The organism is bacterium (assembly GCA_013360195.1).
In the GTDB taxonomy this organism is placed as follows: Bacteria; Electryoneota; RPQS01; order RPQS01; family RPQS01; genus JABWCQ01.
Genome location: JABWCQ010000002.1, coordinates 162,525 through 189,258, shown reverse-complemented (window position 1 = coordinate 189,258; position 26,734 = coordinate 162,525). Strand labels below are relative to the sequence as shown.

Annotated in this window: 20 protein-coding genes and 1 tRNA gene; 5 read left to right on the top strand and 16 right to left on the bottom strand. The window is 49.1% G+C overall.

Going from position 1 to position 26,734, the window contains the following annotated elements:
- Positions 1-12: 12 nt before the first annotated feature.
- The 5 genes from HUU59_02080 to HUU59_02060 all read left to right on the top strand — a co-directional run bounded on the left by HUU59_02080 (position 13) and on the right by HUU59_02060 (position 7,111).
- A complete protein-coding gene (locus HUU59_02080) occupies positions 13-708 on the top strand; it encodes a VTT domain-containing protein (GenBank protein NUO18225.1) in 696 nt (231 codons plus the stop codon).
- Positions 695-1,327, top strand: a complete 633-nt coding sequence (locus tag HUU59_02075) for a DedA family protein (protein ID NUO18224.1) — start codon at positions 695-697, stop codon at positions 1,325-1,327. The genes HUU59_02080 and HUU59_02075 overlap by 14 nt, the downstream gene beginning before the upstream one ends.
- Complete coding sequence (locus HUU59_02070) at positions 1,327-2,097, top strand: alpha/beta hydrolase (protein NUO18223.1); 771 nt, start codon at positions 1,327-1,329, stop codon at positions 2,095-2,097. The genes HUU59_02075 and HUU59_02070 overlap by 1 nt, the downstream gene beginning before the upstream one ends.
- A gap of 312 nt (positions 2,098-2,409) precedes the next feature.
- Positions 2,410-4,605 (top strand): T9SS type A sorting domain-containing protein, encoded by a 2,196-nt coding sequence (locus tag HUU59_02065; protein NUO18222.1) that lies wholly within the window; start codon positions 2,410-2,412, stop codon positions 4,603-4,605.
- Between the two features lie 4 nt (positions 4,606-4,609).
- Positions 4,610-7,111 carry a leucine--tRNA ligase gene (locus HUU59_02060; protein NUO18221.1) on the top strand — a complete coding sequence of 834 codons (2,502 nt, stop codon included), beginning with the start codon at positions 4,610-4,612 and terminating at the stop codon, positions 7,109-7,111.
- Between the two features lie 110 nt (positions 7,112-7,221).
- Here the strand turns inward: HUU59_02060 and HUU59_02055 are convergent, their stop codons facing one another.
- The 16 genes from HUU59_02055 to HUU59_01980 form a co-directional block, all read right to left on the bottom strand.
- A complete protein-coding gene (locus HUU59_02055) occupies positions 7,222-8,040 on the bottom strand; it encodes a hypothetical protein (protein ID NUO18220.1) in 819 nt (272 codons plus the stop codon).
- 65 nt (positions 8,041-8,105) lie between these two features.
- On the bottom strand, positions 8,106-9,854 hold the full coding sequence (locus HUU59_02050) for a phosphoenolpyruvate carboxykinase (GTP) (protein NUO18219.1): 1,749 nt from the start codon (positions 9,852-9,854) through the stop codon (positions 8,106-8,108).
- A gap of 96 nt (positions 9,855-9,950) precedes the next feature.
- A complete protein-coding gene (locus HUU59_02045; GenBank protein ID NUO18218.1) occupies positions 9,951-12,155 on the bottom strand; it encodes a TonB-dependent receptor in 2,205 nt (734 codons plus the stop codon).
- The gene (locus HUU59_02040; GenBank protein ID NUO18217.1) at positions 12,152-12,658 is read right to left on the bottom strand and encodes a hypothetical protein; all 507 of its coding nucleotides are present in this window, start codon (positions 12,656-12,658) and stop codon (positions 12,152-12,154) included. Before HUU59_02040 ends, HUU59_02045 begins: the two co-directional genes overlap by 4 nt.
- A gap of 421 nt (positions 12,659-13,079) precedes the next feature.
- Positions 13,080-13,175 (bottom strand) — tRNA-Sec (locus tag HUU59_02035).
- A 4-nt stretch (positions 13,176-13,179) separates the two neighbouring features.
- On the bottom strand, positions 13,180-14,580 hold the full coding sequence (locus tag HUU59_02030; GenBank protein NUO18216.1) for a hypothetical protein: 1,401 nt from the start codon (positions 14,578-14,580) through the stop codon (positions 13,180-13,182).
- Positions 14,577-15,458, bottom strand: a complete 882-nt coding sequence (folD, locus tag HUU59_02025; protein NUO18215.1) for a bifunctional methylenetetrahydrofolate dehydrogenase/methenyltetrahydrofolate cyclohydrolase FolD — start codon at positions 15,456-15,458, stop codon at positions 14,577-14,579. The genes HUU59_02030 and folD overlap by 4 nt, the downstream gene beginning before the upstream one ends.
- Positions 15,455-16,405 (bottom strand): glycosyltransferase, encoded by a 951-nt coding sequence (locus HUU59_02020; GenBank protein NUO18214.1) that lies wholly within the window; start codon positions 16,403-16,405, stop codon positions 15,455-15,457. Before HUU59_02020 ends, folD begins: the two co-directional genes overlap by 4 nt.
- A complete protein-coding gene (locus HUU59_02015) occupies positions 16,390-17,472 on the bottom strand; it encodes a glycosyltransferase family 4 protein (protein ID NUO18213.1) in 1,083 nt (360 codons plus the stop codon). Before HUU59_02015 ends, HUU59_02020 begins: the two co-directional genes overlap by 16 nt.
- The gene (locus tag HUU59_02010) at positions 17,469-18,869 is read right to left on the bottom strand and encodes a polysaccharide biosynthesis protein (GenBank protein NUO18212.1); all 1,401 of its coding nucleotides are present in this window, start codon (positions 18,867-18,869) and stop codon (positions 17,469-17,471) included. The genes HUU59_02015 and HUU59_02010 overlap by 4 nt, the downstream gene beginning before the upstream one ends.
- Positions 18,870-18,933: 64 nt before the next feature.
- Entirely contained in the window at positions 18,934-20,091 is a 1,158-nt protein-coding gene (locus HUU59_02005; GenBank protein ID NUO18211.1) for a hypothetical protein, read from the bottom strand.
- 5 nt (positions 20,092-20,096) lie between these two features.
- Complete coding sequence (locus tag HUU59_02000) at positions 20,097-21,617, bottom strand: 2,3-bisphosphoglycerate-independent phosphoglycerate mutase (protein ID NUO18210.1); 1,521 nt, start codon at positions 21,615-21,617, stop codon at positions 20,097-20,099.
- Entirely contained in the window at positions 21,589-23,496 is a 1,908-nt protein-coding gene (gene selB / locus HUU59_01995; protein ID NUO18209.1) for a selenocysteine-specific translation elongation factor, read from the bottom strand. The genes HUU59_02000 and selB overlap by 29 nt, the downstream gene beginning before the upstream one ends.
- 243 nt (positions 23,497-23,739) lie before the next feature.
- Entirely contained in the window at positions 23,740-24,435 is a 696-nt protein-coding gene (locus tag HUU59_01990) for an rRNA pseudouridine synthase (protein ID NUO18208.1), read from the bottom strand.
- A gap of 86 nt (positions 24,436-24,521) precedes the next feature.
- Complete coding sequence (locus tag HUU59_01985; protein NUO18207.1) at positions 24,522-25,796, bottom strand: PEGA domain-containing protein; 1,275 nt, start codon at positions 25,794-25,796, stop codon at positions 24,522-24,524.
- Positions 25,797-25,946: 150 nt separating this feature from the next.
- On the bottom strand, positions 25,947-26,729 hold the full coding sequence (locus HUU59_01980) for a slipin family protein (protein ID NUO18206.1): 783 nt from the start codon (positions 26,727-26,729) through the stop codon (positions 25,947-25,949).
- Between the last annotated feature and the right edge of the window lie 5 nt (positions 26,730-26,734).

Sequence of the window (26,734 nt, the reverse complement as noted above, 5' to 3'; positions counted from 1 at the left end):
GAAAGTTTAGAATTGGAATTCCTCTCAAGCATTGCTGACTTTGTAACGCATCTAGATATTCATCTTGAGCGGCTTGCAATTGAGTACGGAGCGTGGACCTACTGGATCATCTTTGCGACAGTGTTTGCAGAGACGGGGTTGGTCGTTGCTGCTTTCCTGCCCGGTGACTCACTGTTGTTCGCGGCGGGCGCATTCTCGGGAGCCGGACATCTGAACATCTATGAGCTGGTTGTCGGAATTCATGTCGCTGCGATTCTCGGTGATTCGTGCAATTACTGGATCGCACGCAAGCTCGGCCATCACGTGCTTGTGCGATGGACCAAGCTTATTCGACCGGCCTATGTTCGAAAGGCATCCATGTTTTATCGCATGCATGGTATGAAGGCGGTCATGCTGTCGCGATTTGTGCCGACCTTTCGGACCTTTGTTCCGTTTGTCGCGGGTCTGTCCAGAATGAAGTATCTCCGCTTCCTGACGGCCAGTATCATTGGCACAATGATCTGGGTGACCGTGTTTGTGATGGGCGGATATTATTTCGGTCAGATACAGTGGGTGCGGGACAATTTTGCGCTGGCGATTCTGGGGCTTGCCCTGCTTGCGCTTGTACCATCATCGGTTGGATTTCTTGTCAGTCACTTGCGAGGCCGTCAACGTCGTTTCATTAATTCCGTCAAGAAGAAAGACCGTCAACCCGATGTCCATTCCTAAGCCGCATTTCATTCGCCGTTTGTACGACTGGACTGTCGCGTGGGCGGCAAGACCGTCGGCGCTCATTGCATTGTTCATCATTGCGTTTGCCGAGTCCTCGTTCTTTCCGATTCCCCCGGACGTACTGCTAATCGTTATGTGCGTCGGTGCGTATCAGAACTGGTTCAAATACGCACTCGTGTGTTCAATCGGCTCAGTGCTTGGCGGTATGGCAGGTTATGGAATTGGCTTTGCAATGAAAGACACTCTGGGCTGGTGGATGCTTGTCTGGATCGGGAAGATAGTTGGCCAGACGCCCGAGTTGATTCAGCAGACTGCGCAGCAGTATTTCGACCTGTATGGCACGTGGGCGGTGGCGATCGCCGGATTCACGCCAATCCCTTACAAGGTGTTCACGATTACCGCCGGTTGGTTTCAGATGAACTTCGGCGAATTCGTGGTTGCCTCGGCACTGTCAAGAAGCGCAAGGTTCTTTCTCGTTGCAGGTATCATCGGGTTCACGTACAAAAAATTTGGTGACCGGATTACTGTATTCATTGATAAGTATTTCAATCATCTGACAGTTGCGTTTACTGTGTTGTTGATTGGCGGTTTTCTGGTCTTGAAGCTGATTAAATAGTGCGAGTCGAAAGCGTTTGGCTTGAGTTTGGCGATTACTCGCTGGCGGCGCGGAAGTTGTTGCACGGTGAGCGGTTGAGTGATACTGCGATTGTGCTCTTGCATGATGCGTTGGGGTGTGTGGGGACGTGGAAGGAGTTTCCAGAGCGTCTCTTTGACAGTACGGGATTGGATGTGGTGATGTTTGATCGGCGGGGGCATGGGCTGTCATCGGAGCTTTCTGACGAAGTGCGTACGAGTGAGTATCTTGAAGACGATGCGCGGAGGTTGCCGGAGATTCTCGATAAGTTGGGAGTGCGGCGCGCGATTCTGGTGGGGCATAGTGACGGAGGTTCGATTGCTCTGGTGGCGGCGGCCCTGTGGCCTGAGCGAGTGTATTCAGTTGTGGCCATTGCGGCGCATGTGATGTTGGAAGAGGTGACGGTTCAAGGTGTGCGCGACACGGTGGCGACGGCTGACGAAACGCGGCTAATTGAACGACTGCGGAAGTACCACGGTGAGAAAAGCGAGCGGCTCTATTCGGTGTGGCATGAGACGTGGCTGAATCCTGTTCATCGCGAGTGGAATCTATTGGATTACTTGCCTAAGATTCAGTGTCCCGTGTTGGTGATGCAGGGGGAACTGGATGAATACGGCTCGGTTGAGCAGGTGAATGCGATTGTCAAGGGAGTGGGGGAGAAGGCGCGGGCGGTGATGTTCGCGGGTGTGGGGCATGCGGTGCATCGAGAGGTGATGGGGGAAGTGGTGAGGGAGATAAGGGGATTTGATTGAGCAGAATTTCGTATGTTCAGGATTGTTGTATGTGCTTGTTTTGCCGTTAAACGCTAACAATTGACCAAACAGGAGTCCTTGATAAATAGAACCTTAACTTTTGGGCTTGTACCAAATGGTGCGTGGGTTTATTCGGGGATTGTACTAATTGAACGCATGGGCAGGTTGTTTGGTTCCCTGATATTTTACAGGGAGTTAGGTGGATAAATCAGGCGAGGTGCCTCTTTCGCAAAGATTAGAAGGTTTTTAGAGATTATATAGTTTTTTGTTAACGATTCGTGTTCGGTAGAACTTCTCATTAAGGAGTCAATCATGTCACGCAATCGGTTTATTGTCCCAAGTTTTGAAGCAATGTGCGCTACTATTGAATCAGTAGTTGTGCTTTGTGTAGTTCTTGCTTCAACGGACACTAGTACTGCTCAATCGATCAACTATGTCGGTTCGACGTTTTGGTCCGGCGGTCCTGATCTTGAAGTAATCGGTGATTATGCATATTGTTCTTTTCATAACGGGATTAAGGTTCTGGACGCAAGCGATCCGTCAAATTTAACCGAAGTATCTCAAGCTGCGTGCCCTGGCCGAGGTGAAGGGCTTGATGTAAACGGAAATTACGTTTACCTTGCGAACGGTGAAGCAGGCCTATCTATCATAGATGTTTCGAATCCATTGGCGCCTTCTGTGATTACGACAATGGCAATTGCAGGTTACACGATGGATGTCAAGTATGAGAATGGATACGCATATCTGGCAACTTGGTGGCATGGTTTGCAGATTGTTGATGTCAGCGATCCTCACGCTCCACATTGGGTTGGTGGACTTCAGACGAATGGTGGTGCATGGGGAGTTGATGTCGCAAACGGAATTGTCGCAATCGCAGATGGAGAAGCAGGCGCGATGTTAATTGATGTCGAGTATCCGGACGCACCTTTTGCATACGCATCCGTTAGCGCGCCAAGATTCACGCACGACGTTGACTTGGCCGGGAGCAGACTTTATGTTAGTTCGAGTGACAATCCCGATGCCGGACTCTACATTTTTGATGTATCTGATCCAAGTGCTCCTGATTCCCTAGGGATGACTTCATCAAGTAGAGGAGTTTGGGCGACAGATATACAAGGAGATTATGCCTACTTGGCCGACGCTCTATTTGGCCTTCGAGTCATTGATGTTTCGGAACCACGAAACCCGGTTCAAACGGATTGGTGGCAGAATCCGAACTCTGGCAAAACTCTTGGTGTATGTGCCGTTGATACCATAGTGTACCTTTCAGACGGTAACTCTGCGGAACACACATATGTAGATTATTCCAGTGGAGTCCACGCGATAAGTATTGCTGATCCTACGAATATTTTTGAATTTGGCAGCCTTCTGGCAAATGGCCGAGTATCCGATGTCGCAATACGAGATAATTTGGTATTTGCTGCCAACTGGGAGCCGCGTTTCTTGATTGCTGATGTGTCGAACCCGGTTGCACCCGTCTTTGTCGCAAGTGCGCCAATTGAAGATTTTGACGCTTCATTCGAAATTGATGTTGAGGGGAACTTGGCTGTTGTCTCGGATGGTGTTGGTTATCAATTCTATGGTATCCAAAACATTTCAGCTCCGACGCACTTGGCAAGCTATCGCACCAATGATTGGGGACCGGACTTTCAATTGGATGGTGGTTTGATGTACTACTTCGCGGGACATAGGTTTGCAATCATGTCAACTGCAAACTTGCCTGAGATTGATACTCTTGGTAGTTGTGCACTTCAGTATTTTGGATATACAATGGACGTTGATTATCCCTATGCCTACGTAATAGACGGATTAGCGTTAAACATAATTGATGTTGCAGACTCGACAAATCCGCACATAGTCTTTTCGGATACGATGAACGTGTTGGACGTCAACAAGCACGGGGACTATCTTTATATTGCTACGCCTGATAGCGGGATACTTGTCTATGATGTGTCTAATCCCGTCTCTCCTGTGGTCGTTGGCAGCGGCACAATGGCAAGTGGCGAGGCATACTCTATGGATTCATGGGATCATTACCTTTGGGTCACGAAACGGAGTGACGGCATCGAGGTGTTTGATATCAGCAATCCGGTGAACCCTGTTTCGCTTGCCAGCTACAACACGCAAGGGTCGGCCTGGCGTGTCGAGGTGCATGAAGGATTGGCATATGTTGCGGATCAGAAATCTTTGCAGATTTTCAGTTTTGACTCAACTTCGGGGATTGGTGAGATTCGTGAGGTTGCGCGTGATTTTCGGGTGTTTCAGAATTACCCGAATCCGTTTAACTCAGCGACGCGGATCAATTTTATGTTAGAACAGTCTGGCCGGACTGAGTTGCGTATCTATGACACGTTGGGGCGCGAGGTTGCAACATTGATGGACGAAGTTCGGCAAGCGGGGCCGCAGACTGTGAAATGGGAGGCGAATGGGGTCGCGAGCGGGCTATATTTTGCGCAATTGGTGCAGGGTGAGCAATCACAAACATTGAAAATGGTGTTATTGAAATAGAGCTATGATCGACAAGAAACACATCTCCGAACAACAGTACCCGTTTGCTGACATTGAGACCAAGTGGCAGACTTGGTGGGCAGAGCGGGAGACGTATAAATTCAATTGGAATTCGCCGAAGCCGAAGCACTATGTGCTGACGATGTTCTCGTATCCCTCGGGGGATAAGCTGCACATGGGACACTGGTATTGCTACGCGCCGACGGACAGCTATGCGCGGTTCAAACGGATGCAGGGCTATGAGGTGTTCGAACCGATGGGGTTTGACTCGTTCGGCCTGCCCGCAGAGAACTACGCGATTAAGACGGGCGTGCATCCGGCCGAATCCACCGCGAAAAACATCAGCTTCATGCGCGAACAGTTGAAGAAGATCGGCGCGATGTACGACTGGGATTACGAGGTGGTCACGTCGTCGCCGGACTATTACAAGTGGACGCAGTGGTGGTTCCTGCTGATGTACAAGCGCGGGCTGGCCTATCAAAAAGACGCGCTGGTAAATTGGTGCCCGACCTGTCAAACGGTGCTGGCCAATGAGCAGGTGACGTCGGAGAATTTGTGCGAGCGCTGTGATACGCCTGTGGAACGCCGCAAGATGAGGCAGTGGTTTTTCCGAATTTCCGACTATAACCAGAGATTGTTAGATGGCCTTGATACAATTGATTGGCCGGAGAAAACGAAGGCCATGCAGAGGTATTGGATCGGCAAGTCGGAGGGGACGGAAATTTCGTTCAAGCTTGCCGACAGTGACAAACGCATTGAGGTTTTCACGACGCGCGCCGATACGCTCTATGGAGTGACATATGTTGTCCTTGCGCCGGAACATTCGTTGGTCAAAGAGATAACCACCGATGCCCAGCGAGCTGCCGTTGACGAGTACGTGCAAAAAGCTCTGAGTTTGTCTGAAGTGGACAGGCAAATGGAGGATTGCCCCAAGACAGGGGTGTTTACGGGTGCTTATGCGGTCCACCCGTTGACAGGCGAGTCGGTACCGGTATGGGTGGCGGATTATGTGATCGGGTCGTATGGCACAGGTGCGGTAATGGCTGTGCCGGCGCACGATTCCAGAGATTTTGCGTTTGCAAAGACGTACTCTCTGCCTATTAAGGAAGTGATTGCTCCACGCACTCCCCCTGACCCCCCTGCTGAAGTGAAAGGGAACGAAGGTGCTTTTACCGAGTATGGGGTGATGTTTGATTCGGGGGAATTCTCGGGGATGAGTTCGGAAGATGGGATTCGGGCGGTAGGGCGGAAGCTGGAATCAATGGGGATGGGTAAACCTACCGTGACTTGGCACCTTAGGGACTGGACGGTGTCTCGGCAACGATACTGGGGGGCGCCGATACCAATGGTGCATTGTGAGACGTGTGGGATAGTGCCAGTGCCGGAGGATCAGCTGCCGGTCTTGTTGCCTGAAGATGTAAAGGAGTACAAGCCGAAGGGGAAGTCGCCGCTCGCGAGTGTGGAGTCGTTTATTCAGACGACGTGCCCATTATGTGGTGAACCAGCCGAACGTGACCCGGATACGATGGATACGTTCGTATGTTCATCATGGTATTATCTTAGATATCCCGACGCACGGCTGGATAGCGCACCTTTTGACAGAGAGCACTTGAAGGAGCTATTCCCGGTTCACACGTACGTTGGTGGGCCTGAACACGCGATGGGACATCTTATCTACAGCCGTTTCTTTGGAAAGGTGGCGAAAGACGAAGGGTGGTTTCCTTTTGAAGAGCCGTTCTCAAGATTGATTCATCAGGGAATCATCCTGAACAAAGGCGAGCGGATGTCGAAGTCGAAAGGGAACACGGTTGCGCCGGAGCCTGTGCTTGAGCGTGTCGGCTCGGACGTTCTTAGATGCTATTTGATGTTCTCTGGTGATTACACTCAAGGCGGTGACTGGAGTGAAGGCGGAATCGCGGGAATCGAACGGTTCATCGCTCGCGTCTGGCGAGTCGGGATGGCAGTTTCATCGGCAAGTGAGCACCTTGAAGAGGCCATACCACGGGAGGTTGAGCAGAGACTGCATCAGACCATTCAAGCCGTTGGCCATGATTTGCAGTCCTTTTCCTTCAATACGCAGCTTGCAAGACTTATGGAGTTGACCAATTCTATTTATTCGTGGGTTGGATCGGACCTTAAAGGTGTCAAGTCCAGTCGTGCGAGAGTCGAAGTCATCGAGACGTTGGTCAAGCTGATTGCCCCGTCAGCACCGCATTTGGCCGAAGAACTTTGGCGTCAGTTTGGACATAAGACGACTATCTTTGACGAATCCTGGCCTGAATACGATGCCGAGAAAGCAAAAGCCGATGAAGTCACAATTGCTGTTCAGGTTAACGGAAAGCTGCGCGACACATTTGAAGCTCCCGCAACAGTTGCAGCAGACAAGACAGAACTTGAGAAGCTGGCCCTAACTTTGGACAAGGTCAGGCACCAGCTTTCCGGAAAGGAACTTGTCAGAATAATCGTAGTGCCAGGGAAGATCGTGAACCTTGTCTTGAAGGGGTGAGACTACCCAGAAGTTGTCACATAATGAAGGCCGGGTTTACCCGGCCTTCTGATAAATCTTAAAGTCACATAAGTAACATTATGTGATATTTGTCAGTGAACCGTCAGTTCCTATCTGGGTACCGTCTGGAAGCTCATGCTTTCAAGCTGGACAATCAACCGGTAAACCTTTCCTTCTAAGAGACTTACGGATTCCTTTGTTCCGTAGTATCCGCGTTGATCGATGGCGATCTCGACTGTACCGGCCGCCACTTCTGCCGAATAACAGATCTGCGATGACTGGGTCCCTGCTGCGAGAGACCGGTCCTTCACGGAGCATCGCTTCAACTCAACCCCGTTGCTCAGACTGATCTCAGGTGCCGGTGAATTCACTTCGATAATAAGCATTGCTTCAGTGCCGGGTGAATAACCAAGTGAGCTGCGGTCCCCTTCGAGAACCAGCAGACTTTGTGACTCTCGACGTGCGGAAGTTGAAGACAAGATAAGCTCAATCAACTGGGCAGCGAGGTCGTCTGCCACACCGGAAAGCCCGTCCCAGCTTGTAGCAACAGATGATGCCTGGTACCCGCGAGGAACCTTCCCCAACGCAACATCAATGACCTGAGCATCTACCCGAATTGCGGTGGGTAGCTCGGCATACGAACCAACAACTGCGAAGTCTGCTTGCATCAGCTTTGCGGCCGCAACTGCTTCGTTCTCACCGGAACTTAAAGATTCAGCTTTCACAACTTCGATGTCGATACGGCTCATCAGGTTCGAATAAAGGAAAGTTTGGAGCGCACGTTGATAATCCAGTACGCCAATCTTATCCCTCCAGATATTGTAAGTCGAGTCAGTTAAGGATTCGAAAGGATAAATTACGACAAGTGGACGGCTAAGCGCAGTCGTATAAAGAGCGGCGGCTAGCATCATTAGGCACATTGTCTTCATATGAAACCTCTGAAAAAAGGCCATCTTGGAATCAGATGGCCTTATTGAAACACGGAATGACAAGTCTACCCGATTCGCCTTTCGAGGGCGTCAACTTGTTCACTAAGAACTCTTGGAAAACGGCTGCCAAAGGTCGCAAAATACTCGCGGCGGCTGGCCACTTCGGTACGCCAACCGTCTTGATCAATCTTGAGAATTTCCTCTAAATCCTCCTTGGAAGCATCCAATCCTTCAGTATTTAGGTCAGAAAGATGCGGCAGTAGACCAATTGGCGTTTCAACGCAACCGACTTTGCCTTCAACTCGGCGAATAATCCACTCTAAAACTCTAACATTGTCGCTGAAGCCCGGCCAAAGGAACTTGCCCGATTCATCCTGTCTAAACCAATTGACCGCAAAAACCTTTGGGGGGTTCGGAACTTTCGTCCCCATGTCCAGCCAGTGCTGAAAGTAGTCACCCATATGGTATCCGCAGAATGGGAGCATGGCCATCGGATCGTGGCGAATCGTTCCTGACTTGGTGTCCGTTGCAGCAGCCGTGGCTTCACTCCCCATGGACGCGCCAATCAAGACTCCGTGTTCCCATGAAAAGGTCTCTACGACAAGTGGGACCAAATGCGTCCGGCGACCGCCGAACAGAATTGCGGAAATGGGCACACCTTCCGGATCCTCCCATTTGGGCGAAATGGAAGGACACTGTGAAGCGGGTGTCGTAAATCGTGAATTCGGATGAGCTGCTTTTTCCTTGCTTTCAGGAGTCCATGGTCTGCCCATCCAATCTGTCAGCTTGTCAGGCGCTTTGGAAAGCCCCTCCCACCAGACATTTCCGTTATCGTCTACGGCGACATTGGTGAAAATGGAATTTGCGGAAGCAGTCTTTAAGGCATTGGCATTGGTTTTTGAAGATGTCCCCGGGGCAACTCCGAAGAACCCAGCTTCAGGGTTTATTGCATAAAGCCGTCCGTCTTTTCCGAAGCGCATCCAAGCGATATCGTCGCCTACTGTCCATGTCTTCCACCCTTTCAACGCAGCAGGTGGTATGACCATGGCGAGATTCGTCTTACCGCATGCGGACGGAAAAGCCGCGGCAATGTAATAGGTCTTCCCTTCCGGACTTTCAAGCCCCAGAATAAGCATGTGCTCAGCAAGCCAACCTTCCTTGCGGGCTTGAGTGGATGCGATTCGAAGAGCGTGACACTTCTTGCCAAGAAGGGCATTGCCACCATATCCCGATCCCACGGACCAGATTTCATTCCGCTCAGGAAAGTGACAAATCGCTCGTGATTCCGGCGATAAGTCACCGAGAGAATGCATTCCTTTTACAAAGTCCGTTGAGTTTCCGAGCATGTCCAAGGCCGCTTTGCCCATTCGAGTCATGATTCGCATGTTCAGTACCACGTACGCTGAGTCGGTAATCTCAAATCCAACCTTGCTGTAAGGGCTACCCAGAGGTCCCATAACATATGGAATGACGTACATCGTGCGGCCTTTCATGGCCCCTGCGAATCGCGGCAGAACCTCGGTCTGAGCCTGAGATGGCGACATGTAGTTGTTCGTCGGGCCGGCATCCGCTTCATTTTCGCAGCAAATATAGGTCACTTTCTCCGTACGGGCGACGTCAGAAGGGTCGGAGCGGTACAAGAAGCAGTTAGGCCAATTGGCCTGATTAAGGCGCATGAATTCGCCGCGATCTAAGAGCTGTTTCGTGAGTTGATCGCGTTCAGTTTCTGAGCCGTCACACCAATGGACGTTGTCCGGCTTGAGAAGCCTTGCACATTCATCGACCCAAGATAATACAGCGGAATTTCCGGTCATAAATACCTCATTATCAATAAGATAAGATTGGAATGAAAAAGAATACTGCGTTTCGAAAGCTAACCAACTTCTTTGGCAATGTCAAGCGCTCATGAGTTAGAATTGAACCGATACGTTTGCTCCAAAGTTTCGTCCTGGCTCTGGGAGAACTGTCTTGACACGGGATAAATGATTTCGATAGCTCGAATCGAAGATGTTATCTACAGCCGCAGTGAGAACAAACAGCGTTTTGCTGACAGTCCAATAGCGGGAGAGCTTGAAATTGGAGATAAGATATCCCGCCGTTGATGTTTCAAACTCACCTAACTCGCGTTGCGGTGCTGCGCCTGTCAGTTCCGGCGTGAAATTCCATTCGTGAAGCATTTTGGTGAAGGAAACACTAAAGTTAAGCGGAGGGATCGCAGGCAGATTGGATCCTCCTAGAATTGATCCATGAACATATGAAATCTGGCCCTGAAGAATTTCGGACGGGGTGAGGCTGAACTCAACACTCATGTCCGCACCATAAATCAACGCATCGCTGGCCATATATTGATAGAGTTCAAGATCGTTACGGACAGGGCTTGGCCGTCCGGCTGCCTGTGGGAAGATGAAACTTGAGAAGCGGTTGGCATAAGCGCTTAGAGTCAGTTGGTTCACGTCGCTCTTGCGGAAGAGATTCGCTTCACCTCCCCACCCGATTTCGGCTGGCAAAGTTGTGTTGCCGAATTCATAGGAGTATGCGGCAAGGTGAGGGCCTTCACTGTAGAGTTCTTCGATCTGCGGAGTTCGAAAACTGCGCGAAATCTGTGCACCGACAGCCCAATGAGAATCTAGCGGTCGGTCGAGGCGAACTGCACCGCTTAGTCCAGAAAATTTGCGAGGTTTGACAATCCCGATGACGCGGCTAGTATCAATGACATCGGGATCAACCCGGGAAAAATCGCCTCGGATGGCTGCAGAAAACTCCCACTTTTCCATCTGACGACCTGCGCTGAGAGCAATTCCCGATTCTATTTGGCGGCTGTCAGGCGTAAAGCTAAACGCCGCTGTTTCGTAATCGCGTAAGGCTAGGCTAGAGGAGAGGCGAATGTTTTTGAAACCCGCCTGAGGTCGAAATTTGGCATCGACGCCGAATTGATCGATGAGTAAGCCAAATTCTACGCCCAGTGCTCCGCTTGATTCGAATTCTTGCTGATGAACGAGGGAAAAGGAGTAGCTGGTTTCAAGACTAGCGATAAGATTCGATTTGACATGCCATGCGCCGCGGGTTTGAAACACATCACGGACGAGATCAAGAGAAACGCCTTGGGGATGTGCGCCGAGAAAGCCGCCGGGCAAGCCGTATATGGTATGAAACAGACTGTATGCGCCACCTACAAAACCCCAGTCATCAATCAAACTAATCCCGATCGATCCGCTGACAATTTCGGATTGAGTGTTGTTCAGAATGCCTTCAGGAGTACGCTGATCACCGGCACGCTTGAGACTCAGATCTCCATGCGCAGCGAAGCGCGATATAGGGAAAGCAAGTGAGAAGCTTGATCCGGCTCCGCGAGCGACGGTGTTTCCGTGCAAAAGAAGGCGACCTGTTGCACGATGCGGCTCAACGCCAAGCATTGCGTTGCGTTCTATGTTGACCACACCGCCCATTACGCTCGAACCATAGTGATAGGCATCAGGGCCGCGCAGAATTCTTAAGCTTTGTGCCAGTAGCGGATCAATTGCAACAGCATGATCACTCGATGACGCAGACAGATCACCGGACGGCTGTCTGTCTTCAAGAATCGCCAGACGAGCGCCACCCATGCCCCGCGAAACGGGTCGCGCCGGTGAGGGACCCATAGTGCGCACTGCGATCCCTGGTGTTCTGCCGAATGATTCGGCTACCGTTGTCCCTAATTGTTCTTGCAGTTTGCGGCCAGAGAATTCGACGGAGAGCTGCTCCGCCGAACCAGTGCGCCGAATTTCAGTTGTCACTTCGGCAATTTGAACATGATCGGGAGTCAATGCAAAGTTCAAGATCAGCACATCATTGATAGCAAGTGAAACGCGCTTCGTTTCGACGCGGTAACCGATGCGCGATGCTTGAACCGTGAATTCGCCCGCGGGCAGTCGTTGGAAATGGTACTCTCCGTTTGTATGCGCGACGACGCCACGTCTCAATTCAACGACCTGTATTTCAACGAACGCAAGACTGTCTCCCGATTCAAGATCAGTAATGACGCCTTCAATATGTGCGGAGTACAGGCTCCCGGCCTGCAACAGGAAGATTATACACCCTATTGCAAGCCGGGAGATTCCTAATGTTTGCTTGTTCAAGGAGTGACCGTCAGCGGGAATAGTGCTGAAGTGAAGTCGTCGTGACCTTCGTGAAGGATAACGACTCGCAGAGTCGTTGCTCCTTCAGACAATCCGTCAAGGTAAAAGGCCCACTCAATGTCCTCGGAAACTTCATGACCAAGACGAGCGTCAGCGATCGTCGTGTTTGCTACTCGAATATCGAGTCCGTGCTCTTCTACATCGAGCGGCCCGGCTACATCATGTTCTGGTCTGAAGAGTTCTCCATTTTCGTCAAGAAACCAGACTTCAATGGGGCCGAGAGTGTCGTTGACGGAAAGGGAGATGCTTCCTGTCACGGCAGACGTGTCCGCGGTTGCGAGAGTGTCGGTGCCGAGAATCAGCACGCACCCGAAGGCTTCTGCGTGGTCAGAGTCATCCCCAGCTGGGTTATCATCGTCGTTACTGCAGCCAATGAACAAAGCAATAGCGCAGGCAAACACAAAAAGCGAAAGAAGTTTTCGCGCAAGTACCGAGTTTATCATACTTAACTCCCGTTGAGGAAATGACGTGACTTATCGAATACTGCTTTGTGCAGTATCTACGAATTACGGATTCACATCAATTCAACAGGAGGAGCGCGAGCCGACTTGCTTCGATCTGGTTGGAAAGAAACAAATCGACGAACTAAAGAAGTTACTACAAAATGAGTATCGGAAGTAATCTCAGCGAATTGTTCGGTGACACCGAGATTACCAAGGAGTTGGCATGCGGGGCACTGCGAATGATCCGAATGCTGTTCTGAGGCATGAAAATGTCCGGGACAGTGCGGACAATCACATTCCGGTTCACGATCGTGATGATCATGAGAAACTGGAAATGATACAAGAACCTGAACTGCAACAAAGAGTGCTGCAATCCAAGTTGTCATGTTACTAAATGAAGTGTCTATACCCATTCTCTTTGCGGGAACGTCTGGGAATCGAACCCAGCCATCCATGTGTGACATGGACGCAAACGGTTTTGAAGACCGCGGAGGCCACCAGTGCCCCATCCGTCCCCACGGTCATTCGACCGTGATTTTACGTTCTCTCAGATTACGCACGAGATGCTGCGGTGCGCCCGAAAAACTGCCGTTGCTCATGAACAAAAGAACAGCCGGCAAAGGAAGGCGTCTTCCCAGAAGATACTCGACGATTTCCGAATTTTCAGCAGCAGCTGCGACAACACCATTCGATTTGAGTTCACTAATCATCCGCGATGTGTCGAGTATTTCTGATGACGGGATTCTTTCTTTGCGATGAATTGAACCAATCAAGACTTCATTAGATTTGCTTAATGCCGCTGTAAACTCGTGCTGATACTTGTTACGAACGGCGGTGTTTGACCGCGGTTCAAAGATGGCAACAATCCAATGCGCCGGGTACTTCAATCTAACGGCGTCAATTGCAGATGCAATTGCAGTCGGATGATGCGCAAAGTCGTCATAAACAAGAATACGAGGTGATTCATAAATAAGTTCCAGCCTGCGTCTGATTCCGCGGAACGATCGCGCTGCATTCACAGCATTAACTGGGTTGATTCCAAGCTGAGCAACGGCCGCAACGGACATCGCCGTATTCAAGTAATTATGCATACCGATAACGCCGGGAGCGAAATCTAGGTAACGCTCGCCATCTGGTGATATTAGACAATTGTCTTGGAGTCTCCATTGAGACTGGCTTTCCCCGGACACCGTGACGACTTCGCACGGAGCTTCCGCAGCCAGGCTCATCGACATCGGACTATCCTCTGCGACAACTAGCTTGCCATTTGCCGGTAGTTGTGCCACAAGTCGCCTAAAGGAAAGTAGCATCTCTTCCACTGTCGGAAAGATATCGAGATGATCATGTTCCACTCGGCCAAGCACAAGGATTCGTGGAAAATAGTCAAGGAACTTTGATCGCTTGTCAAAGAATGCGCTGTCATACTCGTCACCTTCAATAACAAACTCGTCGCCCGTACCGTGGTTTCCGCCGAAAGGCAAGTTCAAGGGGTCTGCGCCTACCAAATAACTTGGTTCACGCCCTAGTGCGGTCAGTATGTGTGCAATGCAAGCGGTAGTTGTACTTTTCCCATGTGTTCCCGCAACAACAATTCTGCATTTGCGTGGCATGAGAGTGCGCCGAAGGAACGCAGGAAATGATTCAAGTTCAAGATTGCGTCGCAACGCCTCTTCGACTTCAACCTGTCCCCGTGATTGCACATTACCCACGATTACAGTTACGTCATCGTCAGGCGGCAAATTAGATATTGAATAAGGTGCTTTTGCCACTATGCCTGCACGATTGAGTATTGACGCGGCAGGTTCATAGATTTCAGAGTCTGATCCTTGTATTTCGTACCCCGCATTGCGGAGGAGAATAGCGACATTGGCCATCGCGATTCCACCGATGCCAATTAAGTGAACCTTATGCGTTGGATTCAATCGAGTTTGCCTGCGGCGAGTTTAGCGGCCTTAAGAGTGTTACACATCAGCATGGCAATTGTCATGGGGCCGACACCACCCGGAACGGGAGTTATAGCTGCAGCGATTGGTGAGACAGAGTCAAAGTTCACATCGCCGCACAGGCCTCCACCATCACTATCACTCTTGCGGTGTATACCGACGTCAATGACAACTGTACCCGGAGAAACCATATCCCTATCAACGAAATTGGGCCGTCCGATAGCGACAATCAGAATGTCCGCCAATCGAGTTATCGCGGCCAGGTTTCGTGTCAGCGAGTGGCAGATGGTTACCGTGGAATCACCGCTCTTCCCTTTCAATGATAACAGCGTCGCAATAGGGCGTCCGACAAGATTTGACCGTCCAAGAACTACGGCGTGTTTACCAGGAAGCTGCACGCCCGATGATTTCAGCAACTCGAGAATGCCGGCAGGTGTGCAAGGCACGAATCGAGGCCTTCCCAGCGCGAGTAGTCCGGAATTCTGCGGGTGAAGTCCATCGACGTCTTTAAGCGGGTCAATTGAATCAATAATTGCTTCGGCATCAAGTTTCGGTGGCAAAGGCAACTGCACGAGGATTCCATGAATGCTTCTGTCATCATTGAGTTTTTTGATCCCGTCAAGCAGCTCAGACTGCTCCGTGCTTGCCGGAAGGTGAATCGTTCTGGAATGCATCCCGAGCTTCGCACAAGCTTTGCCCTTGGCGTTCACATAAACTGCAGAGGCGGGATCGTCACCGACCAATACCACAGCGAGTCCCGGCAGAACTTTGTGGTTGGTCACAAAGTCGGTTACTTCGCTCTTTAAATTCTCTTGGATTTGCCCTGAAATAGCAGTACCATCAATAACGTGAGTCATTCTGTTTTGTCAATACTAGATTTAATGTATCCTGCCGAATACTGCCGAAAGTGCAAGTAATCCAAGATGAAACGTGGTAGCTTCCGTCGTCTCATAACGCGTGCGAAAAAGAGTGTCATGCGGTAAAAGGGCGTTGTGCAAAGTGCGGCAACAATGAAACGATGAATCCAAGTGAATCTGTCGGGTTCGTAAGGGTTGCTCTTTAAATGATCGAGATTCAATTCCCTGAAGAGCTGCGGATGCTTCTTTAGAAGCAGTGGGATACTCGAACTGCCGTAATCATACATGTTTGCCATCACTTGATTGATAGTGCGAAAGTGATGATGCACGGCTAAAGCACGAGAATCGGCGTAGATGGGCACATCAGCCTCCTCAAGCCGGACTCCCAAGTCAAGGTCTTCACCTCCCCATCTGTCAAACGTTTCATCAAAGAGCCCGACTTCGAGCAGTATTCTTTTGGGAACGCTGCAGTTGCGGGTCAGGAAATAGCGTCCGGGAAGCCTTGAGCCTGGCGGAAGTTTGGACGCGCCTCCGCCGTTTAAGTACTCTGATATTGCTTTGTATTCAGTATTTTCAGCGAAAACCGACTTTCCAACAATCGCGCAGGCACCGCGGGATTGCGCTTCGCAATGCAGGCGGACAAAATCCCGGTTGATCGTGTGGTCACCGTCAACCATAACAACAATGTCACCTTGGGCCGCAACAATGCCAATGTTCCTTCCAGCAGATCTGTTGCATAACTTATCGAGTTTCAGAACCCGCAGCCGAAAATCGACAATTTGATTCAGAGCCTCTCGGGTACCGTCCGAAGAAAAGCACTCGACAACTATTACTTCATACTCCGACGGAGGGAAGTCCTGGTCAAGTAACTGACCAACTAGCCGTGCCGTGAAATCCCGCTGATTGAAGCTGATGATAACTACGCTTACTGTCAAGTTGGCAGCCATCCCTTTGAACGATAGCAGGAATACAGGCAATCGACAACATTCACAACGTCATGTCTCTCCTCCACCCATGCTCTCCCCTCGATCGACACCTCGCGCAGCCAGTCCGGAGAATTGACACACCTCTCAATTACACTGACAAGAGTATCTGGTTCTGCTTGAATGAATGGATGAATGCCAATAAACCTATGCATCTCTTCCGGAATATTGGTTATCACCGGTATGCCCATGGCCAAGGCTTCAACCGCACTCATGCCATATCCCCATCCACCCTGATTTGTAAGCTGGTCGACAAAAATGTCACAAGTGCGTTTGACTATTAGTGCCTCGTGGTGTGACATATTCGTAATGAAAACGAGTTCGATGTTGTATTTTTCTTGCAACTGCTTAATTGCCGAGATAACGTAATCACTGCCTTTCAGGGGATTTCTTGCGGCATGTCCGATACGAATTTGCGTCTTGAATCGGGGTACTCTCGGTTCAAATTGTTGGACATCAATCGGCAGGTATAAATAGGTTAGTCTGCTGTCAAGTGCCACCAAGTCCCATTCAGGTGTCAAATTGAGATCGGATAGAGCGTCAACTTCTGGTACTAAACCGCGCGCGCGAAGGTCAGAACCATGGTAGTAGCAGACAATACCCTTTCCTCTAGCTTTCATGAAACGAGCGAAGCGCGCATCCCGCGTGAAGTCCATTCCGCCGTCAAGATGGATAATGTCATAATTCAGGAATCCATGCTCAACAATGGCACGCCAAATCTTTCGCCAATTTCGTTCGTCACGTATTGCAAATAATGACCGAACAACAGGATTAGGCTGCCAAATCGGTGGACAACCATTCTTGACACGGGATGGTACAACATGCGGGTCTGTACCTAAGAGATTTCGAATTGTGCGAATCCACTTTCGATTTGGCATTCCTGAAAGACTCAAGCAGATGTCATCAGGAAAGTCCCATCTGCTGTGCCAGAAGGTTACATACCTGCAAATGTCACCTCTTCTTTCATGTTCGCGTTTGAAGAGGCTCAATGTTCCTGAGACATGCTCCGGGGCAACGTACAGTATCTTCATATGCGCATATATGCCCGAATTGCGCGAATCTCCTCCTGTGGGAAAAAGCGTATGATTAGAAGAGAAACAGGGAACAACACAGCAATTATCAGACGAGCTCCCAATTCCAAATTAAGTGCTGCACCGGCAAGAGTGAAGACTCCACCAAGAAAAAGAAGTTTCGAGATTCTATGCCACTCGTAAGGAATGGGATAAATCTTGCTTACTACAATTACACAAAGTAATGTCTGAACAGCGAATGCAAGCAATGTCACCCAAGCCGAGGCCATCATTCCATACGTCGGTACAAGAGTCAGGTTTCCGATGACCGTCACAAGAGCGGCAGCGCCGGTTACCAAAGGAAGTTTACCTGTTGCCTTCTTCATGTAGATGCCAACCATTAGATTCGCATACATCCCGTCAAATATATGTGCAGCAAGTATTATCGGAAACACTGACAATCCGGACCAGAATGCAGGCGCAATAATACTCCCAAGTACCGGCAGATCATACATTATAAGTGGCGGTACAAAGAGCGTCAACAGTATCATCAGATACGTTGTGACAAGAACATAATATGTCATTGCCTTGGAAAAAAGTATCGCTGCATTGGCATCGTCCGAATGCTTCAGAAAGAATGGCTGCCATGCAAATCGGAAAGCTGCATTTACAACTCCCATGAACATGCCAAGTTTGTAACCCGCTGAATACAAACCTGCCTCCTCGACCCCGCGATACACCTCAAGCACTTTTCTGCCAGTCAGTTCAACTATCATCACAAACAGGTAAGTAGGAACATTGGGCAGGCCGAACTTCAACATGTCCCTGAACAAGCTGCCTTTAAACTTGAAAGTACAAGTGTTTAGTATACCAGGTAGAACAAATGCTGTTGTTGCAACGCTTGAAACGAGGTTTGCCCAAAGAATTCCTTGTAAGCCGAGACTTGCGACTTCAATAAACCAAAAATTCAATGATAAGTTGATAATTACATTGATTACCTTCTGAGATGCAAAAGATAACGGCTTGTTCTCGCTCCTAAGTCTAAGAAATGGGTAGGTGCTTACTGTGTCGAATATCAGAATTCCTAAGCAAATATGAATGTTTGAGGCAACAGACTCTGGATCAATTGGATTTCTAATCAGCAAGTTGCCTATCTCACCTGATACTGCTGCTAAAACAGCAGTGAGGGTCATAGCGCTGAATACCGTCGCGATAACAGTCGTGCCATTGACCTCGGCCTTGGAGCTGCCGTGGTCTTTCAAATTGTAGAATCTTAGGTATGCGACATCGAGGCCGTATATATAGAAGGTCTGAGTTACTGCCAAAAAAAGGTAATAAAGTGATAATTCTCCATAGTCAGCGGCCGTCATTCGATGGCTGTAGTACGGCAATAATAAGAATGTCAAAGAGCGGGTCAAGACGTGCGCTAGACCGTAAAGAGCTGATTCCCTGCTGAGCGATCTCAGCTTGCCAAATACGCCATTAGAGGACAAAGAGAATATGAGGTAAAATCAACGAGATTGCAATTAACCAGGGCGATGCGGCAAATTTTGGAAGTCCCTGGAAGCCTGCAACTATGGCTGGCCAGGAAATAAAGGCATAACGTGCTTCAGCTTGATCATACTGTACATTAAGCAAGACGTATGCGGCGATCCCACTGATTCCAAGAATTTTCGTCCACTTCTGTTCGTTGGATTGTCTGAATACCAGAAGTGACACCATGAAAACGAGCAAGACCGCAGGAAGCATTGCCATTAGTCCAATCCAATTGCGCCACAACTCACTCCACGGGAATACAGATGACCTCACTGCATAAAGTAGTGAGTCGAAGTTTGGCACACGAATTGTTGGCTCACCAAATCCACTGGACAATGGTACGGGGCTGCCAAAAGTGTATGTATTGTAAATGAACAGAGGCGCTGTCATAAAGACCAAGAAGATTGCAGCGATAATCGATTCTCGCCTTTTTCCACTCCTGAATGACTGAATAAGTAAAGCAAGGATGAGTGGACTTAGCACCAAAACTGTCAGCTTTGAATAAAGTCCAACCACAAATGTAAAGGCGAGAAGATTAAGATAGCGAGTTGATCGAAACTGCCTATATTTCAAGAAAGCAAGAATGACGCATCCTGACATTAACCATGCAAGCATCTCATTGCCGGCAAGTGTCGAGAACCTTATGAAAACACCAGAAAGAACTAGGAACAAAATTGCATTGATCCTCGTGACAATCGAAATACTCTTTCCTAGTGCATCAAGTATCTTCAATCCTACAATAATGACCAAAAGCATGCAGGCGAATGATAGCAGCCGACCTGTCATGGCAACAGCATAGACACTTGTGACTGAAAGTCCGCGGCAAATTGTGCCGTGAATGATGTAATAAAGAGGTGACTGGTAGTTCTCAAAACTCGGTTGATCGTGAAGCGATGCTTTTGTAATGGGAACTATCTTGCTCGGAAGCGCCCCCGTCTCAATGATATGGCGTGTGTATTCAACATGCGCCAACTCATCCCCGTAGGCTGACAATACGCCCGGTGTGAATGAACCTTCTATCGGCGCAAATAGTATCAAATAGATTCGTATGAGCAATCCGAAGACGATGGCAAACAACAAGATGTACTTGTGTTCAGTGGACAAATCAGCTAACTGCACAATAGTGACTTGCCGGTCATGTCGGATGGCGCATCAAGCCCAAGGTACTCCAAAATTGTCGGCGCCAAATCTGCAAGTCGACCACCTTCCCTCAGTCGATAGGCTCGATCGCTATTCACTAATGCAACTGGCACAAGATTCGTTGTATGTGCTGTATGCGGTCCATTCGTCTTTGGATCCCACATCTGCTCTGCGTTCCCGTGGTCCGCAGTTACCAGCAAAGCGTAGCCATTTGCAACTGCAACTTCGGAGACTTTGGCCATACTGTCGTCTACCGATTCAACGGCCTTAATTGCCGCTGCAAGCACGCCGGTATGACCAACCATGTCACAGTTTGCGAAATTTGCGCAAATAAACGGATACTTATCCCTTGCAATCTCTTCACAGAGCCGGTCTGTAAGTTCGACCGCACTCATTTCCGGTTTAAGGTCATACGTTGCTACCTTCGGAGAAGGAACAAGCAATCGATCTTCTCCCGAAAACGGAGTATCCTCGCCGCCATTGAAAAAGAACGTTACGTGCGGATACTTTTCTGTTTCTGCAGCACGCAATTGAAGTATCCCGCTATCTGAGAGTACTTTGCCCAGTATGTTCATGAGCTTTTGCGGAGCGAACAGGACAGGAAAGCGAAAATCTTCGTGATACTGTGTAAAAGTCACATAGTCCTTCACCTTCACAGTCGCGGCAAAACCAGTGAAATCTGGATCTGTCAACGCAAGTGTTAACTGTCGTGCCCTGTCAGCTCTGAAGTTGAAGAACAGGCAGGCATCGCCGGGCAGCAATTGAGACTGTTCGTCTTGACACAGGACAGTTGGCAGAATAAATTCATCAGTTGTGCCATTTGAATATGAGTTCATCAGAGCTTCACGTGCTGTCCGTGCATGAACTCCAATTCCGTGACAGATTGCATTGTACGCCTTTTCAATGCGGTCCCAACGCTTGTCTCTGTCCATTGCATAGTAGCGACCACAAACTGTAGAAATCTGACCGACACCAATCTTTGAAATCCACTTCTCGAGCAATTCCATGAAACCAATGCCGCTTCGCGGTGGTGTGTCTCTCCCATCCGTGAATGCGTGAATTGAGACTCTCTTCAGGCCATTTGCCTTGCAGGTCTCAAGAATTGCACGTAAATGCTGAATTGAAGAGTGAACTCCACCATCGCTGACAAGACCAAGTATGTGCAGAGTCTTTTTGTTCTTCTGAGCTCTGCGAATCTGGTCAAGAAGAACTTCATTCTGTTGAAAACTCTGATTCTCAATAGACAGGTCAATCCTCGTAATATCTTGATAAACGATCCTGCCTGCACCAATATTCAGATGTCCAACCTCACTGTTGCCCATTTGTCCAGTGGGCAATCCTACGTCGATACCGCTCGTTTTCAATGTCGAGAATGAGTTTTCAGCCCACAATTTATCCAAAAAAGGCGTGCGTGCACGAGTCACGGCATTAAATGGACCATCAGGAGCGATTCCATATCCATCAAGTATTATCAGTATTAGCTTTTTCATTTTCAACTTTCGTACTAAAATGACGACCTCTGACTCGGGTGCTCTCGCGTCGTTCAGTTATGCCTATTGAATCCAAATACTCAAGAAATGGGACTACGTACTTGCGTGACGACCCCAATTCCTTTGTTAAATCAGAAACTTGTATACTTCCCTTTGCCGACAATAGTTTTGTTACCAATTGGACCGCATCGTGAAATGCCGTGGACTCGAAAAACATGTCCGTTCCAAGCCTTATCAACGTCCCGGACTTTGCTGCAATCACCAGTGCCTTTTCAACGCGACCTTGCGGTTTATCTAGTATACCTGAGATTACTCTGGCGGAAGAAGGTGCAAATCTCTCCTTTGCCAGAAGCTCGACAACTTCTAATGTCAGTGATTCAAGATCGTCATCAACAAGACGTTTTGCAGAAGCCAGCCTGTAACGACTGCTCGACTTGATCACATGTCTCTCGCGTACAAGTGCATCAAGCGTGAACTCAATCAAAGTGGTATCCGGGAATGCTAGGGGGGCCGATATGTTTGCCAGCGCGAAGTCACTCTCACCAGGCTGCGTTGTGTGCAAATCTCGCAACCGCCCTTTTAACAGATCTTTCCAAGAGTCAAGTGTCTGCGAGTGTAAGGCAAACGCCCCATGTAGAATTATCTCCGGTGCACGCATCCTCAGCAATTCTTGTGTCTCGCTTGCTGTCATACCAAAATGCTGTGAAAGCTGCTGACAAGTGATACTCTTGGGGGCATTGTATCTTAGCCATGCGCAAAGCGCAGCAGATACGTCTTCAACGGCGAGCGACTTCAGCCTGCTTATCGTTAATTCTGATCGTCTTGTGGTACGCAATGATGGATCAAGCTCAAGAACTATGCCTCCGCCTAAGGTTTCCACGGGCGAATAGCGGCGAAGCACAAAGTGGTCGTGCCAAGCAGCAACTACAAAGTCTTCAAGAATTAACAGGGCGAACTTTGTTCCTTCCACATCAGCAAGTTCGCGATATCTCCCCATGACCTCCTGAGTACCGATGAGTAATCTAATACGCTGTCTGTCTCGCAATGCTGTTGAACCTGGTACTTGCTGCAACTGCACTGACAACCTCTTAGAAACGATCATACTGCCGGGATCAGTGATTGTTTGCCCGCGAACAGGAAGTATCTCTGTGTTTAAGTTAAGAGCGGCGCGCATACCGGCCAGAAGGTTGTGGAAGCCTTTCGCGTTCGATTGCAGGTTTTTTACCCGAGCAGAGTAGCCGCCAGGAAGCAGTTCGACATGCTGGTCGCTCTCCACCTTACCGGAAAGCACAGTACCAGTTACAACCGTCCCGTAGCCATGGACCTTAAAAACCCGATCAATCGGAATTCTGAGTGTACCGGATGTTCTCTTGCTTGGCAGATTTCTCAAAGAACGAATGAGAAAGCTTCTGAACTCTTGGATACCTCGTCCGGAGAGTGAATCAATTTCATAAATCTCCGAATGGGCAAGAAATGTGTCGCGAACAACGGAACGCACTTGTTCCTTAACTAACTCCCTCCATTCAGATTCTACTACATCTGACTTTGTAATAACAATAGTCCCGAAGCGTACCCCAAGGAACTGAAGTATGTATAAATGCTCTCTGGTTTGCGGCATTACGCCGTCGTCTGCGGCCACTACAAGAATCGCGAAATCGATTGTTGAGGCTCCAGCGACCATGTTGTGAACGAATTTCTCGTGACCGGGCACATCGATTATGGCCGCCACATCCTCCAGAAATGCAAAGCCCAAGTCGATTGTGATTTTTCGACGCTTCTCCTCCGGTAGTCTGTCCGGGTCTGTGCCAGTTAAGACTCGTACCAGAGTAGATTTGCCATGATCAATGTGACCTGCAGTCCCAACAATAACTCTTGCCATCAGTCGCGCTTGAAAATACTCTGCATGTCGAAAGTATGATACTCTGCCATACACCATCGACAACCATTGTATTGCGGACGATGTTGGGAGTCGATCATTCTTTTTACCTGGTCAAGTGTATAGATTTTTCTTCTCTTGTCTTCCGGTATTTTCTTTAGCTGGCATTCATACTTTGGCGAGGCCAGACTATGGATTATCAGATTCTCTTCATCCACAAGGTACATATGGCACACCTCAATTTACTTATGTTGTACTCGAAGATATACTTGCCGTCAATCTGTGTCTTTCATCATCGGTCAGCTCGCGCCATTGACCGGGACGAAGACTCCCAAGTCTGATACCTGATTGTTCCGTGCGCGTTAAGGAAACTACTCTTGATCCAAGTGCTGACACCATTCTACGAATCTGACGGTTTCTACCCTCTGAAAGCGTGAGCTCAAACTCCTTGTTTGACAACTCGCGGACATGGACGGCCCTTGCAATCCCATCTGACAGCATGACGCCCTTTGCGAGTTTCATTGCCTGACTACGAAGTAGAGGCGGTGAAACAATGATTCGATAGACTTTGGTCGAACCAAATCGCGGATGCGACAGGCGATGAGCCAATTGCCCGTTGTCAGTCACTATAAGTAGACCTGACGAGTCACGGTCCAGTCTTCCGACAGGAAAGTAGCGCCGGTCATTTGGCAGATACTCAAGCAAGATCGGGCCTTGCTCCTTCCCTGCTTTGCACGTGCAAAGCACTCCAGCTGGCTTATTGAACACAATGATCCTTGAATCAAGCTGTTCACGAACTTGCTCCCCGTCAACAGCAACAATATCATGAACTGTATCAACATTTGTTCCAAGCTGTCGAATCACTTTTCCATTTACGGTAACTCGGCCAGCAACAATTAGCTTGTCAGCTGCCCGTCGGGAACAGACACCGCGGCTTGACAAAAACTTATTTAGTCTCGTACTCTCATGAGAAAAACCCTCCTTTAGAGGGTCAATTTCATGTCCTCTTTCGATATCGTAAGCTGCAATCAACTTTGAGTAAGTACGTTCAATTTCTTGAATTTTGATTGCCATTTGTCAAGCGGCATTTCAGTCCTTGTCTTGAACTTGAGTTTGCTCTTACCGAACATTGCGTCAACTCGAATTGTCAATTCAGCAACTTGGTCAGAAGTCAGCTTTACTATGTCTTCAGCGACAAGGTCGCCATATTGTATCTTAATAGCTCGTTCACCCGGATACAAGCGACTAATCAGTGTTGCATCAAAAGACTTTTCCGGGCTATCAAGAATCAGTTCATCATCGACGTAAACGCGAAGCTTTTTTCCGTCAAACTTTGCAAAATTCTCATTAGGCACAATAGCAATCATCGCTGTACCGGAAAGCCTCTCATATGTTCCGACAAGCTCGTGGTTTGGGTTGTCCGCAGTTACATTAATCCGAATGGGATCGGGTGACTTGAATCCAGGAACACCGGCAAACTCGACGACGCGCGTGCCATAGGAAGATGAAACAACTGCAGATCCAACTCCAACGGCAACACCGTCGACTCTTATGCCAGCAGCAAGAGGAACGGTTGTTATGGTTAGTTGGGGCGTTGGTAACTTGTTGACAGGTTGCAGTGAGAAAGCTGCCAACTCGCTCTGGTCATTCTCTGTTAACACAATTTCAATGGAATCTGGAGACGAGATGTACCCATCAAGTTCAATCGAGAATACGTAGTAGCCTCGATCCAAGCCACGATATGTGTAAGGGGTCTTGTTTGGAGTCCGAGCGCCGTTCACCAATATTGCGCCTCCGGCAGGTTCAGAAGATACTGAAATTGAAGTACCCGTAAGTGTTGTACGTTCGAGGGCAGCTTTGTTGGCAGTTCCCTGCAAAGCATTCACTGTATCTTTGTGCGTTAAAGGCAAAATGGCTTGCCCTACGAGCTTCTCTCCCGCTTCAGGGTTCCGATCACTATCAAGATCCCCATACAACAGCATGGATCGCCGCTTTGGCGCCGCTGGAATGGAGCGAATCATGGCTTCGTCAAGTGCGAAGATGTCCTGACGCACGCCGTCGCGAAGTGGCACGATTTCCGGACCTTTTGAGGCAGTGACTGAGTCAACCATGGAGAACGCCGCGACTCCAATTCGTCCGGCCTGGATTTCGACTATTGCAACTTCCGGATCACTAATCAAACCAGGCGCTCGAACTGTTATGAGCCTTCGGCCAACTTCGATGCCATCCAAGACCGTATCTGTCACCGCACCGGATTGTACACCGTCCACGTAGACGTCGGCTCCCTTTATTGACGAGGTCACGTGAACCTGCCCGACAGGCTTTGTATCCAAATTAAGCACCCACCAAGAAACGGCTGTTATTAAAAGAAGCGGCAGTGCAATTTTGGCCAAATTTCCCAGAAGCTGAATCACTGGTCGCGGATTGCGGTGAGGCATAGAAACCTTTTGAGCTTAAGCGGATTTTGTTGACTGGAAACTCTGTCCTGAACCAGCTCCGACGTTCATAAATGGACGAAGCAGTTCCATCGGAATTGGAAAAACTGTAACAGAATTGTTTTCAGCTGCAATTTCGACGAGTGTCTGCAAGTAACGCAACTGCAGCGCTTCCGGATGCTTTGCGATCACGGAGGCAGCTTCAGTAAGCTGATCCGCGGCTTGTCGCTCGCCTTCCGCCGCGATAATCTTTGCGCGCCTTTCTCGTTCGGCTTCTGCTTGCCGAGCCATCGCTCGCTTCATCTCTTGCGGCAAGTCTACGTGTTTCAGTTCAACTAATGAGATCTTGATGCCCCAAGGATCGGTTTGACGGTCGATGATCATCTGTAGTTCGTCATTAATCTTCTCACGCTCAGACAGAATCTCATCAAGCTGTATTTGTCCAAGCACGCTTCGAAGTGTCGTTTGCGATAACTGGCTCGTGGCAAACATGTAATTCTCAACGTCCAGGACAGCTTTAGCCGGATCCATCACTCTGAAATATACAACTGCATTGACCTGCAAAGATACATTGTCACGGGTAATAATATCTTGGGGAGGAACGTCAAGAACAACAGTTCGCAAACTCACCTTTACCATTCGGTCAACCAAAGGAATCAATATGATTAACCCCGGACCCTTGACGCCGATAACCCGACCAAGCCTAAATACGACACCACGCTCGTATTCATTCAGAACTCGAATTGAGGTTGCAATAATGAAAATCGCAAAGACTACCAGGAACGCAATAAACGGTAACATGGTAA

What these genes read in the sequence shown, in the direction of transcription:
- HUU59_02075 (NUO18224.1), top strand. Translation starts at nt 695, where the DNA reads ATGTCCATTCCTAAGCCGCATTTCATTCGCCGTTTGTACGACTGGACT.
- HUU59_02065 (NUO18222.1), top strand. Translation starts at nt 2,410, where the DNA reads ATGTCACGCAATCGGTTTATTGTCCCAAGTTTTGAAGCAATGTGCGCT.
- HUU59_02060 (NUO18221.1), top strand. Translation starts at nt 4,610, where the DNA reads ATGATCGACAAGAAACACATCTCCGAACAACAGTACCCGTTTGCTGAC.
- HUU59_02055 (NUO18220.1), bottom strand. Translation starts at nt 8,040, where the DNA reads ATGAAGACAATGTGCCTAATGATGCTAGCCGCCGCTCTTTATACGACT.
- HUU59_02050 (NUO18219.1), bottom strand. Translation starts at nt 9,854, where the DNA reads ATGACCGGAAATTCCGCTGTATTATCTTGGGTCGATGAATGTGCAAGG.
- HUU59_02040 (NUO18217.1), bottom strand. Translation starts at nt 12,658, where the DNA reads ATGATAAACTCGGTACTTGCGCGAAAACTTCTTTCGCTTTTTGTGTTT.
- folD (NUO18215.1), bottom strand. Translation starts at nt 15,458, where the DNA reads ATGACTCACGTTATTGATGGTACTGCTATTTCAGGGCAAATCCAAGAG.
- HUU59_02020 (NUO18214.1), bottom strand. Translation starts at nt 16,405, where the DNA reads ATGGCTGCCAACTTGACAGTAAGCGTAGTTATCATCAGCTTCAATCAG.
- HUU59_02015 (NUO18213.1), bottom strand. Translation starts at nt 17,472, where the DNA reads ATGAAGATACTGTACGTTGCCCCGGAGCATGTCTCAGGAACATTGAGC.
- HUU59_02000 (NUO18210.1), bottom strand. Translation starts at nt 21,617, where the DNA reads ATGAAAAAGCTAATACTGATAATACTTGATGGATATGGAATCGCTCCT.
- selB (NUO18209.1), bottom strand. Translation starts at nt 23,496, where the DNA reads ATGGCAAGAGTTATTGTTGGGACTGCAGGTCACATTGATCATGGCAAA.
- HUU59_01980 (NUO18206.1), bottom strand. Translation starts at nt 26,729, where the DNA reads ATGTTACCGTTTATTGCGTTCCTGGTAGTCTTTGCGATTTTCATTATT.